The following is a 13,533-nucleotide window of genomic DNA, read 5'->3' as shown; positions in this document are numbered from 1 at the left end:
CAAGGGGCGATTAGTACTGTTCCAGCTGAGTTTCGAACTGATACTTGCCCTTGTAGTAGGCCAGCATTTCGCTGGTGCTGGTGAAAGCGCCTGCGCGGATGGCGTTACGGACTTCGGGATCGTTACGGGACATTTCTACGATCTTTGCATCCACATCCTTGAAGAACAGGACGTTTGCGGCCATGGCCACGTGGTTCTGGTTGAAGTTCAAATTGTAGCGGCGTTCCAGAGTCTGGAACAGTTCAGACTGGCAGGCGTTTTCTGGAGGATTGCGCTTGGCGACGGGCATGTAGCACTTGTTGATGTATTCCTGCTTCAGGGATACGATCATGTTGTCAATAGCGGGAATGCTGTGGTCAGAGTCGTGGGAAGCCAGTTCTGCCTTGGGGGTGACGATGCCGGAGCATGCGGTGAGTAGGGCGGCGGTAATGGTCAAGAAAGCCAAAACACTAAACTTCATTTTTATTTCCTTTTTTACCCGTTGTTTTTTACCAATCCCTAATTCCGCGTGCAAAGTTATTTATTTGTGGATATCTTGGCGAGATGGCGAATGTAATTTTTAGATTACACAATGCCTAAAAAGCATAAGAAAAAGTTTTTTTGAACATATTTTCGTTTCGCTTGTGTTAAAAATCACACAGAAAAAAACGATGTAGAGTGTTGTGTTTTTTACAACGGCTGGCGGGCTGGATTCCGCTAAAATAAAGGACTAGGGACTGTTTGGCTTAAAGAGATAGAACCACTTGATAGGGTCGATTACCTTGTAGCGGACGTTGCCGATGCGCTTGTCTCCGTTCCTGTCGATAAGGCCTGTGACAACGTGGGCGTGAGGGCCTGTAGTGTGTCCCGTGATACCTACGGTTGCGATGGGATCGCCTGCCATAACTTCCTGGCCGTCTAGGTAAAGGAGCTTGTCGCAGTGCATGAACAGGATGACGTCCTTTTCGCGTACAAGGCCGATGATGACGCCGCCTCTTTCGTCTTTGCTGGTCCAGGCCTTTGCTGCGAACGGTGCCAGGATTCGGGCGCCCTGGCGGCTGGCCAGGTCAATGCCGTTGTGCTGGCGCTGGTTGGCGCTCGGCTTTGCGTGGTAAAATTCAGTAAGGTAGCTGATGCTGTCAGAGACGATGGAGGTCCAGTACTTCCAGGCGGCACCGATGGAGTCTGTGGCTGTTTGGCCCAGGTAGTCGGGGCGGGAATACTTGATTGTTGTTCCGGCGGGAGGGATGTGGAACCCGTTCTTTTCCCAGGATTTGCCGTCGTAACCGTTTTCGTCTAGGGTGACGTTGACGTATTGACGGATCATGCGTTCGTTTGTAATGGTGGCGTTGAATCGTCCGATGGCGTAACGGGCGATTCGTTGCATGGTTTCCTTGCCGTCGAAAACGTATTCGAAGGACGGTGCCACAGACAGGTGGTCTCGCTCCTGGGTCCTGTTGCGGATGTTCGAAACTCCGGGTTCCAGGTGGCTGAAGAAGAAGAACGGAATTGTAATTGCCAGTAGCAGGAACAGCGGGAAGAATCGCTTGAAGACTTTGGAAATACCGTCTAGGGGATTCTTTCTGAGAATCTCCAGCTTGTGCAGGTTCTCGATGATCTTGACGAAGCCGGCTGGATTTGTCTGCCAGTTGCTTTTACGGACTTCGCCGAACAGGGATACGCTGCGCTTTACTGCCTTTGCTGCACCGGGGAAACGACGACGGTTTGGAACAAACTTGTGTAACCAGAGCAGAGGTATTTTCTGCAGGCTAGGTGCGTCTTCCAGATAAATTGCCGCCGTGTCGCTGTTGGGTTCGTCGTTGTCGGCGATGATGAGACCGCGGGCGATAAGCGCCAGGTAGCGGGCCTGTACCTCGGTAACTTCTTGCGGAAGGATGCCGATGACCTGGGGCGTTGTTTTCTTGATTTCTTGCAGCAGGTGGTAAAGTTCGCGGAACTGGTCGTCGTTTTCGGGAAGGCTCCTTTTGAGTACGGTGTCGTTAAAAGGATGTTTGCCCGAAAAATCCATAAGCACAAAAGAAGCCCCGGCGTTGAGCGCCAGAGCCAGATTTTGTAGGCTTTCCAGAGGAATAGCCGACTTTTGGGTGTCGGCTTGTTCACAAGGGAAGGCGAAAAGGGTCAGACCGCCTTGACGGTACAGGTTGTCTAGAACCTTACGCTGCATAAAAGCTTTTGATTAAGCCTTTGCGGTGCCGCGGGGGTAGGTGAAACCTGCAGGAGGAGCTGCAACGAACTTGTCCACCTGGAGGAAGAGTTCTTCGGCGGTGGAGGAGGGGTTGAAGTAGATTTCCTGGTTGCGGTTCTGGGTACGGCCCTTGAGGGGCTCGCTACGGCGAGAACGGCTAACGACGCCCAGGGGAAGGACTTCCAGCAGGGGCAGCAGGCCGAAGTAGCGGAACAGGCTGAAATTCTTCTGCCAGGTGGTACGTTCGGCGAGAACTGCGAAAGTGCCGTCAAAGATGGACTTGGTCTGGAGCAGTTCGTCGGAAGTCATGGTGACCAGTTCGTGATTGGTGGGGAAGTTGTTCACGAAGTTGACCATGTCACCCTTGAGGTAATTTGCGTCGCAGAGGAATACGAATTTCATTATATACACCTTTTTATTATTGTTAATTCTGTATGCAAGATAATTTTTTGTTGGAAACTTGTCATAGAAAAAGGGCCTCAAAAAGGGGGTCCTGGGCAACTCGGACGTAAAAAAGTTTCAATTTTACGAAAAATTTACAATTAGACGTTCTGACTGGGTGAACCCATTACAGGAAAGACTATCCTGTCTCTCTTATTTTATGAAAAAAACTTTTTTTTTAATTACTTTGGTATCTTGTTGATTATCAACGACTTACGAAAGATTGTCTTTTTTGTCAAGTGTTAAAAGTTCCATTTTGGGCTTAAAAACGTCAGTTTTTTGTAAAAATGTGTTTGAAAACACTATATTTGGGCGGTATAACTCGCTTTACCGCTAGCGTGTTTATGGTTTTTGTGAAAACAAAAGTGAACGAATGCATAGTGGATGGAATTTATGGGAGATCATAAATGAAACGAAAAAACTGGTCTGTAGCAGCTCTGCTTGCTTCAACCGGACTACTGGCCTCGGTCGGCGTAATTGCTCAAGAAGCTGGTTCTGGTAATGCAGCCGCTGTCGAAAATAACGCTCCTTCCGTGATGGGTATTCCTGGTGAATCCATTAACGAAGGTGGCAAATTTGCACCGATTAAGTTGGATAGCTACGTATCCGACGATATGGATAAGCCGAACCAGCTGAAGTGGTCCGTCTCCGGCAACAAGAAGCTGAAGGTGTCCATTTCTCCGGAACGCGTGGCAACCATCGAAACACCCGATCAGTACTGGAACGGCAACGAAGACATTACCTTCGCCGCTACTGATACTAAGGGCGCAATCGGTTCTGAAACTGTAAACTTCAATGTTGAATCCGTGAACAATCCTCCGGTGGTGGCTCAGATTCCTGACCAGACCATCGACGAAGGTAAGCAGTTCACCAAGATCAAGCTTGATGACTTCGTTACTGACCCCGACCATCCGAAGAATCAGATGCTTTGGGAATTCGATATCCAGCCCAATGGCAAGGATCAGGCCGATGGCGACCTGAACGTGGAAATCGACCCGAACCGCGTTGCCACTGTGGTGATCCCGGACCCCAACTGGTATGGTTCCGCAAAGATCAAGTTCACTGCAACTGATGGTGAATACGCCAGCGATTCCAAGACCGCTGTGTTCACTGTGAAGCCCATTAACGATGCTCCGGTCATGCAGAAGATTCCTGACCAGACCATCGATGAAAAGAATGAATTCGAATCCATCAGCCTCACTGATTTCGTGAGCGACGTTGATGACGATGTCGCCAAGCTGAAGTGGACTGTCGAAGGTGGTAAGGACCTGAAGGTCGAAATCGACAAGTACGGTACCGCCAACGTCAAGATCCCGAATGAATTCTGGAACGGCTCTGAAACCTTTATCTTCAAGGCAACCGACGCTGCCGGTGCTTCCGCTAGCGCTAAGGTAACCTTCACCGTTAAGTCCATTAACGATGCTCCTGAATTTGTTCAAGATGTTCCTGAACAGACCATCGATGAAAAGCAGGAATTCAAGCCCATCGAACTGGACAAGCTGATCAAGGATCCGGACCACTCTTTCGAACAACTTAAGTGGACCATTTCTGGTACTAAGGACCTGAAGGTTGTTCTGAATGGCAAGACCGCTACTATCAAGATTCCGAACAAACTCTGGAACGGTAGCGAATCCATCAAGTTCAAGGCTTGCGACCCCGAAGGCGCATGCGCTGAATCCGAAAATACCTTCACCGTTAACTCTGTGAACGACGTTCCTGTTCTGGTCAAGGCTATCCCCAACCAGACCATTGACGAAAAGAAGCTGTTCGCCAAGATCAAGCTTGACGAATTCGTGAAGGATGCCGACCACAAGAATTCCGAACTGTCCTGGGAAGCTGATGTTAAGCATCAGGGCAAGGAACCGGAATCTGGTACCCTCAGCGTGAACATCGATGATTCTCGCGTGGCTTCCATCGAAATCCCGGATACCTACTGGAACGGTACTGCAGTGGTGACCTTCACCTGCACCGACCCGGATGGCGCTTCTGTCAAGCAGGATGTGACTTTGTCTGTGAAGTCCATCAACGACCTGCCTGTATTCAAGAAGATTCCTGACCAGACTATCGAAGAAAAGAACGAATTCTCTTCTATCGTTCTGGACGAATATCTGTCTGACGCTGACCACGATATTTCCAAGCTCAAGGTTGAAATTACCGGCAACAAGGATATCAAGGTCAACCTGAATAACAAGACTCGCGAAGTTTCTTTCAAGACCCCCAGCGAACTCTGGAACGGTTCTGAAACTCTGACCTTCTCTGCAACCGACCCCGAAGGCGGCGTTGCTAAGACTCAGATGAAGCTCACCGTGAAGTCCATCAACGATCCTCCTGTCATGAAGGATATCCCGGAACAGACCATCAAGGAAAAGGAACAGTTCAAGGTTGTTGAACTGGATAAGTATGTTGATGATCTGGACCACTCCAAGGATAAGCTGAAGTGGACCATCACCGGTAACCGCGAACTTAAGGTTGCTGTTGACGGTAACCGCGTTATGAAGGTAACTCCTCCGTCTCCGCAGTGGAACGGTTCCGAAACTCTCACCATCAAGGTGACTGACCCGGAAGGCGCTACCGATGAACGCTCTGTGGCTTACACTGTTGAATCCGTGAACGACGTTCCCGAATTCGTAAAGCAGATTGCTCCGCAGACCATCAAGGAAAAGGGCCAGTTCACTCCGGTCAAGCTGGGTGAAATGGTTCGTGACCTGGACCACAAGCTTAGCGACCTGACCTTCTCTGTTGATGTCAAGTCTACTATCAAGGGCAAGGAACCTGGCCTCACTGTTGAAATCGACGCTCAGCAGGTTGCCAAGATCGTTATCCCCAACAAGCTCTGGAACGGTGCCGATGAAATCTCCTTCACCGCCACTGACCCGGAAGGCGCAAAGGCTACCTCTAAGGCCGTCTTTACCGTTCAGTCTGTAAACGATGTGCCGGTTCTCAAGAAGATTCCGGACCAGATGATCGACGAAAAGATGGAATTCGCTTCTATCAACCTGGCTGAACTCGCTTCTGACGCTGACCATGCCTTTGGCCAGTTGAAGTGGGATGTTGCCGGTGCCAAGGCACTTAAGGTTAATATCGACAAGTCCGGTATCGCTACTGTTAAGGCTCCGTCTCCGCTGTGGAACGGTTCCGAAAAGCTGACCTTCACCGTTACTGACCCTGAAGGTGCTTCTGCCAAGAGCGACGCTGTGTTCACCGTGAAGTCCATCAACGATCCTCCTGTCATGAAGGATATTGCTGGCCAGACCATCAAGGAAAAGGGTGAATTCAAGACCATCGAACTGGATAAGTTCGTTGAAGACCTTGACCACGATAAGTCTAAGCTGAAGTGGACTGTTTCCGGCAACAAGGACCTGAAGGTTGCTATTGACGCAAAGCATGTGGCTACCATTACCACTCCCAACAAGTACTGGAATGGTTCCGAAGCTATCACCTTCACCGTTACTGACCCTGAAGGTGCCGCTGACAAGCGTACCGTCAACTTCACTGTTGAATCTGTAAATGACCTGCCCGTATTCACCAAGCCCATTAAGGATCAGACCATTCCTGAAAAGCGTGAATTCGCAATCATTAACCTGAACGATATCGTAAACGATCCGGACCACAAGGCCGATCAGCTCACCTGGTCCTTCGATGTCAAGCCCAAGGCCAAGGGTGCTACCCCGGCTCTGAAGGTGTCTGTTGATGGCCAGCGTATGGCTAAGATCGTTATTCCGGACAAGTACTGGAATGGTGCCGAAGAAATCACCTTCAAGGTGGAAGACCCGGATGGCGGCAAGGCTACCTGCACCGCTCTGTTCACCGTTCAGTCTGTGAACGACGCTCCGACTATCGGTCAGATCAAGGATCAGACCATCGACGAAAAGCAGCAGTTTGCTGACTTCGACCTGGCTGCAATCGTTAAGGATCCGGACCACGCATTCGACAAGCTCAAGATTGATGTTGCCGGTGCTAAGGACCTCAAGGTTACTGTTGGCAAGGACGGCAAGGTTTCTGTGAAGACTCCGAACGTTCTGTGGAACGGTTCCGAAAAGCTGACCTTCACCGTTACTGACCCGGAAGGTGCATCTGCCAAGGCTACGGCTGCATTTACCGTGAAGTCCATTAACGATGCTCCGGTCATGAAGGATATTGCTGACCAGACTATCAAGGAAAAGGGCTCCTTCAAGTCCTTCAACCTGGATAACTATGTTGAAGATCTTGACCACCCGAAGAACAAGCTGAAGTGGAAGATCGAAGGTGCTAAGGAACTGAAGGTTGCTATGGATGCAAGCCACAACGTTTCTATCACCCAGCCCAACCCGTTCTGGCACGGTTCTGAAAAGATCAAGTTCTCTGTCGTTGACCCTGAAGGTGCTGCAGATAGCCGTGAAGTGACCTTCACCGTTGAATCTGTAAACGACGCTCCTGTCTTTGTTAAGGAACTGAAGGATCAGTCCATTGACGAAAAGAAGCAGTTCCAGACCATCAAGCTGGACGACCTGGTTAACGATCCTGACCACAAGAAGGCTGATCTGAAGTGGTCCTTCGACGTGAAGCCGGTTAAGGCTGGTGCTCCTGCTGCCAAGGGCAAGAAGGCTGCAAAGGCTGAAGAAGTTCCTGCAGGTGAAACCCTGTCCGTTAAGGTGGACAAGGGCGAAGGTGGCGCTCGCGTTGCTACCGTCGTTATCCCCAATAAGTACTGGAATGGTGCTGCAGACATTACCTTCACCGTTACTGACCCTGAAGGCGCAAAGGCTGTAAAGACCGCACGCTACGAAGTTCGTTCTATTAACGATCCTCCGAAGATTTCTGAAAAGGCCCCGAAGGGTGAAACCATTAAGGAAAATGGTGTATTCAAGACCATCGACCTTTCTACTCTCGCTTCTGACCCGGATCACAAGACCACTCAGCTGAAGTGGAGCGTGTCTGGCAACAAGGGTCTGAAGGTTGACCTCCGTAAGGACAATACCGCTATTGTTTCTGTTCCCAATGACCAGTGGAACGGCAAGGAAACTATCGCATTCACCGTTACCGACCCTGAAGGTGCATCTGCAACTCATAAGATGATCTTCGAAGTGACCCGCGTGAACGACGCTCCGGTCTTCGTCAAGAAGATTGCCGACCAGAAGATCAAGGAAAAGCAGCAGTTCGCCCAGATCAAGCTTGACGAATACGTTAAGGATCCGGACAACAAGCCCAGCGAACTGAAGTGGACCGTTTCTGGCAACAAGAAGCTGAAGGCTGAAATCAATGGTAGCCGCATTCTTACCGTTAGCGCTCCGGATCCGTATTTCTGGTGCAAGCCTGAAATGCTGGTTATCCAGGTCACTGACCCGGATGGTGCAACTACCTCTACTACCGCTACCTTCGAAATCACTTCTGTGAACGATGCTCCTGTCATGAAGGACATCCCGGCTCAGAAGATCAAGGAAAAGGGCCAGTTCAAGGAAATCGATCTTAACAAGTTCGTTAAGGATCCGGACCACAAGCTGGAAGACCTGACTTGGACCGTTAAGGTTGCCAAGGTTGGCGCTGCTGCTCCTGCTCCTGCCAAGAAGCCGGCTAAGAAGCCTGCTAAGAAGGGCAAGAAGGGTGCTAAGGTTGAAGAAGAACCGGAAGCACCGGCACCGGAACCGGTTGACGAATTCCAGGTGGAAATCGACAACAAGAACATTGCTCGTATCAAGATTGCTGATAAGTACTGGAATGGTGAACGTAACGTGACCTTCACTGTTACTGACCCTGAAGGTGCTAAGGACTCCAAGACCGTTAACTTCCTGGTTGAATCTGTGAACGATGCTCCGGCTATCGCTCCGATTCCGACCCAGACCATCAAGGAAAAGGAATCCTTCCAGCCCATCGACCTGACCAAGTTCGTTTCTGATCCTGACCATAAGATTGAACAGCTGAAGTTCGAACTGGCTCCGACCCGCGCTCTCAAGGCTTCTATCAATGCCAAGAAGCAGCTGATTGTTTCTACTCCGGATAAGTACTGGAACGGTACCGAAAAGATCAAGCTCGACGTCTTTGACCCGGAAGGTGCAAAGGCTACCCAGCAGCTGACCTTCGAAGTGACCCCGGTTAACGATCCTCCGGTAATCAGCAAGGTTGCTGGTCAGAAGATCAAGGAAAAGGAAAAGTTCCAGGTTGTTGACCTGTCCAAGTCTGCAACTGACCCGGATAACAAGCCCAATGAACTCCACTGGTCTGTTTCTGGCAACAAGGAACTGAAGGTTGATATCAAGGGTAACCGTGCTAACGTCATTACCCCGAACCCCAACTGGTTCGGTAAGGAAACCCTGACCTTCACCGTTAAGGATATCGCAGGTGCCTCTGCTTCTACTAAGGCTACCTTCGAAGTGACCCCGGTGAACGATCCTCCTGTTCTGAAGCCTGTTCAGCCCTTCGTCATCGAAGAAAAGAAGCAGTTTGCTCCCTTCGACTTCAGCAAGGTTGTAAGCGATCCGGATAACAAGCTGGAAGAACTGGTTTGGACTCTGGATAACGAAACTCCGGCTTCCAAGGCTGCCAAGAATGCTCCGGCAAAGAAGGGCAAGAAGGCCAAGGGTGCTGCTGTTGAAGCTGTTAAGCATGACCTGATCTTCAACATTGACGACAAGGGTGTGCTGACTGTTGAAATTCCGGACAAGTACTGGAATGGTACCGAAACTGTGAATGTGAACGTCTTTGACCCGGCTGGCGAAAAGGCTACCATTCCTGTGAAGTTCACCGTGAAGCCCGTAAACGATCCTCCTGTCGTGAAGGAAATTCCTGGCCAGGAAACTCTGGAAGGTAAGTCCTTCAAGGCTATCAAGCTGGATAACTACGTTACCGACCCCGACCACAAGGTTCATGAAATCAAGTGGAAGGTTACCGGTGCCAAGAACCTGGCTGTTGAAATTTCTGGTGGTCGCGAAGCTGTGATCCGCCCGAAGAAGCAGGATTGGTTCGGCGAAGAAACCCTCGTCTTTACCGCTCAGGATCCGGCTGGTGGCATGGACAAGACTGTTGCCAAGTTCGTTGTTAAGCATGTGAATGCTGCTCCGATCATGCGCGACATTCCTGACTTCACCATCAAGGAAAATGACAACAAGGGCGTTGTGGGTAAGATCAAGCTTGACCAGTATGCCCGCGATAAGGACCATCGCTTCGACGAACTGAAGTGGACCTTCACTGGCAACAAGTTCCTGACTGTCAAGTATGACAAGAACGCTAAGACCGCTATTGTTGCTATGCCGCACGAACACTGGAAGGGCAAGCCGGAACGCATTACCTTCACCGTCACTGACCCTGAAGGCGCAAAGGCTAGCAAGTCCGCTCTGTTCACCGTGATCCCCGTGAACAACGCTCCGGAAGCAAGCAACCAGACTTACATGACCCAGGAAGGCGATGAACTTAAGGTTTCCGCTTCTGAAGGCCTGATGTCCGGTGTGAATGACCCCGATGGCGAAAAGCCGGTGTCTGTTCAGATTGTCCAGAAGCCGCGCAATGGTAAGATCAACCTGAATGAAAAGGATGGTTCCTTCACCTATATGCCGAACAAGGGCTTCTCCGGTCTCGATGAATTCACCTTCAAGGTGAAGGATCCGGGTGGACTCTACTCCAAGGTCGCAACTGCTGAAATTAACGTAAGTTTCAAGATGCAGGACCTCCGCGGCGGCAAGAAGGCCGAAGCAAAGAAGGAAGAACCCAAGGAAGACAACAAGCCGGCCAAGGGTAAGAAGAAGGGCAAGAAGAAGTAATTCTTGAACGATCTTCTATTCCAATAAAAGTTTGACTTTTAGAGCCCTGTGACGCAAGTCGCAGGGCTTTTTTGCATTTCCCATAATAAATCAATAGTTGTACCCTTATGCTCCGTTGTAATGACCTCAAGGGTTATTGGGGTTCGCAAGTCTTTTAGGATACTTTCGTTGTTTGTTGGGTTTATATTATGGCTGGTTTTGAAAATTCCGGTGTTTGGAATTTTCTGATTTAGGGCTCTGCCCAAGGGATGTTTATGGTTAAAGGGTTGTTTGGGGCCACTGGCCTCGTGTTGGGTCTGTCTGTTTTTGCCGGCGCAAAAGCTGCAGATGGATTTAATTGGAGTGCTGTCAGCATGGGCGGTGGCGGATTCGTTAGTGCCATTGTCGCTTCTCCGCTGGAAAAGGGCCTTTTTTACGCTCGTACGGACGTGGGCGGTGCCTATCGCTGGGATGAATCCGGTGCCCGCTGGGTTTCGCTCATGGACTGGGTCGATGTGACTGAACGAGGCCTTCTGGGGGTGGAAGCCATTGCCGTTGACCCTCAGGAAGAGGGCGTGGTCTATATGATGACCGGTACCAGCTACTGGAATAATGGCCGTAGTGCGTTCTTGCGCAGTAAGGATCGCGGTAATTCCTGGGAATTGCTCTACACTTGGGACGAAGATGGTACCAAGGGAGCTAAGGTTACCCGCTTTGGTGCCCACGGAAACGGCATGGGCCGCGGAAATGGGGAAGCCTTGGCTGTGGATCCCAACGATTCGAAGATTATGTTCTACGGTTCGAAGAATAAGGGCTTGTGGAAGTCGGCTGATAACGGCTCCAGCTGGAGTCATGTGGATGCCTGGACAACTGCGGCCGGGTCTGATACGACGTGGAATGGTTCCGGTTTTAGCTTTGTTCAGTATGCGCCTGGCAGTTCCAAGAATCTTTATGCCGGTTTTTTGCGTGAGGGTTCTACCAAGAACAAGACTTTTGAAAATGTGTTTGCTTCGACGGATGGCGGTGCTTCGTGGAAGGCTTTGCCGATTCCTGATAGCTTGCGTACTACGAAGGGTGGCGGCGTTGTCCGTCTGATGCCTCAGCGTGCCGTGATTACCAAGGATGGAAGTTCCATGGTGGTGACTTTTGCCGATGGAGCCGGCCCTCATTCCATGGGTTGGGACGAAGGCTGGGGCCCGATCTGGGATGGCTTTGGTCGCGGAGCCGTACTGAAGTGCAATTTGAAGACGGGCGCCTGGACTGACGTTTCTCCTGCAGATTATCTGGATGGGGAAGGGGAGGCCAAGTATGATATGACCGACTACTCCAAGACGGATGAGTACGAATATATTGCTCCTTATGGCGGCATCACCATTAACCCTAACGATGATAAGGAAATGGTGGTGACCACGGAAGGTTACAATGGACCGCAGTTCTGGTACAAGAAGGGCGAAGACGGAAAGGATGTGTGGAGCGACCGCTGGGGTTCCAATATTTTCCATACCACAGATGGTGGCGAAACATGGATTGCCTCTTTCCGTTACTATTGGATGGAAGGTGGAGTTTATCCGACAACGCAGCAGATGGATGCTAACGGGATCGGCTGGATGCACGACGGTTCCATTCACTGGGCGGGTAGCGTGGCCATGGATCCCTTTGACCATAATCGCGTTTTCGTGACTTCTGGAAATGGAATTTTCAGGACGGACAATCTAACTGATTATACGGTGACGAAGGCGGAAAACTCCTGGGAAGAAGATCAGATTGCCATGAATCAGGTTTGGCATTTTAGTGCCCATGGCGTTGAAGAAACCGTGCCTTTCGAGGTGGTGAGCATTCCTGGCGGCCCCATGATTTCCATTATTGGCGACTACGACGGATTCCGTCATGATGATATTACCAAGTTCCCGCAGTTCCGTCATATGACGGACGTGAGCGGAACGGCAGTTCCTCTGGGAACTACCCAGGGGCTTGCCTATGCGGCGAAGTCCGGTACTTTGGTGAAGGTGGCCAATGCCCGTAAGTATGAGGGCAAGTATAGCGATGTTCCTATTGAACCTCTGCAGTTCTCTAGCGATTCCGGAAAGACTTGGACTGTGGGTACTTACTGCAAGCTTGACGAAAAGATTGCCAACGGCACCGCCGCTATTTCAACTGACGGCGAAGTGGCCTTGTTTGTTCCCATGGAAGGTAGTACCAGCGTTTACCGCTACAGCAATGCGGCCTACACGGAAGTGACGGGTATCGATAACGGTTCCTTTGTGGTGGGCGATCCTGAAAATGCGGATGTGTTCTATGCTTACAACAAGACGGAAGGCCTGTTCTACAAGAGTTCCGACAAGGGTGTTAGTTTTAGCGCTGTTGGAAAACCCGGTGTGAGCGTCTTTAAGAAGTTCCGTGCGATTCCTGGTTATGAGGGCGACTTGTGGCTGCCCATTGCTGAACAGGATCCGTCTACTGGTGTGGGCGTTGGCGGCAGTCTGCAGCACTCCACTGACGGGGGCAAGACTTGGTCTGCGGTGAAGGGCGTTGGCTATTGCGAGGCCGTTGGTTTTGGCGCTCCCAAGACGAAGGGCGGATATCCTGCAATTTATGTGTTTGCCACAATTGACGGCGTTACCGGTGTGTTCGGCTCTGATGACAAGGGCGCTTCCTGGACCCGCGTAAATGATGACGGTCATGAATTTGGCGGTCTTGCCAATGGTGAATTCGTTATGGGCGACATGAATACCTATGGCGTCGTATACATGAGTACTGCAGGCCGTGGCATTGCGGTGCGTGTTCCCGACACCTGGAAGATGGGTTCCTCTGAATCTGATGGTACAATCAAGGTTGGCCCGAGGACTCCGGCGGTTTCTGCTAGCCGTGCGGTTTATGCCCGTGGCAATCTGGAATTGACTCTGAAAAATTCCGGGGCTTCTGTCAGCGTGTTCAATATGCAGGGACAGAAACTGTTTAGCCGATTCTATGGCAGTTCCGTAAGCGTCCCCCTGAAGGAACTGGTGGGTGCCAAGGGCAGTTTCTATGTGCGTGTCGAGAGCGGTAAGCAGGTCTTGTTCAGCAATAAGGTTATTATTGCCCGATAGGGCAAACCTTTTTATAGGTTTGCAGTTCTAATAGCTTATCTGTAAAAAATATACCCGGGTGGCCTAGTGCCACCTTTTTTGTTTTTTTATGGGGAATTTCTGCTCATATTAC

The 13,533-nt window shown here is 50.5% G+C and carries 5 protein-coding genes; 2 read left to right on the top strand and 3 right to left on the bottom strand.

Annotation, left to right across the window (positions count from 1 at the left end; all coding sequences use genetic code 11):
- Positions 1–10: 10 nt before the first annotated feature.
- The 3 genes from BUB73_RS14380 to BUB73_RS14370 form a co-directional block, all read right to left on the bottom strand.
- Complete coding sequence (locus BUB73_RS14380) at positions 11–460, bottom strand: hypothetical protein (protein ID WP_073160401.1); 450 nt, start codon at positions 458–460, stop codon at positions 11–13.
- Between the two features lie 249 nt (positions 461–709).
- Positions 710–2,164 carry a M23 family metallopeptidase gene (locus tag BUB73_RS14375; RefSeq protein ID WP_073160403.1) on the bottom strand — a complete coding sequence of 485 codons (1,455 nt, stop codon included), beginning with the start codon at positions 2,162–2,164 and terminating at the stop codon, positions 710–712.
- 12 nt (positions 2,165–2,176) lie between these two features.
- Entirely contained in the window at positions 2,177–2,587 is a 411-nt protein-coding gene (locus BUB73_RS14370; RefSeq protein WP_073160405.1) for a hypothetical protein, read from the bottom strand.
- Positions 2,588–3,033: 446 nt separating this feature from the next.
- On the opposite strand from BUB73_RS14370, the gene BUB73_RS14365 reads away from it, so the two are divergent.
- Positions 3,034–10,356 carry a tandem-95 repeat protein gene (locus BUB73_RS14365; RefSeq protein ID WP_073286925.1) on the top strand — a complete coding sequence of 2,441 codons (7,323 nt, stop codon included), beginning with the start codon at positions 3,034–3,036 and terminating at the stop codon, positions 10,354–10,356.
- A 254-nt stretch (positions 10,357–10,610) separates the two neighbouring features.
- Positions 10,611–13,421, top strand: coding sequence for a T9SS type A sorting domain-containing protein (locus BUB73_RS14360; protein WP_158535498.1), 2,811 nt, complete (start codon positions 10,611–10,613; stop codon positions 13,419–13,421).
- The last annotated feature ends 112 nt before the right edge of the window (positions 13,422–13,533 follow it).

The sequence above is a fragment of the Fibrobacter sp. UWH6 genome, assembly GCF_900142465.1.
Taxonomy (GTDB): domain Bacteria; phylum Fibrobacterota; class Fibrobacteria; order Fibrobacterales; family Fibrobacteraceae; genus Fibrobacter.
Note: the sequence above shows the minus strand (reverse complement) of the source record. Positions and strands in the feature narration are given on the sequence as shown.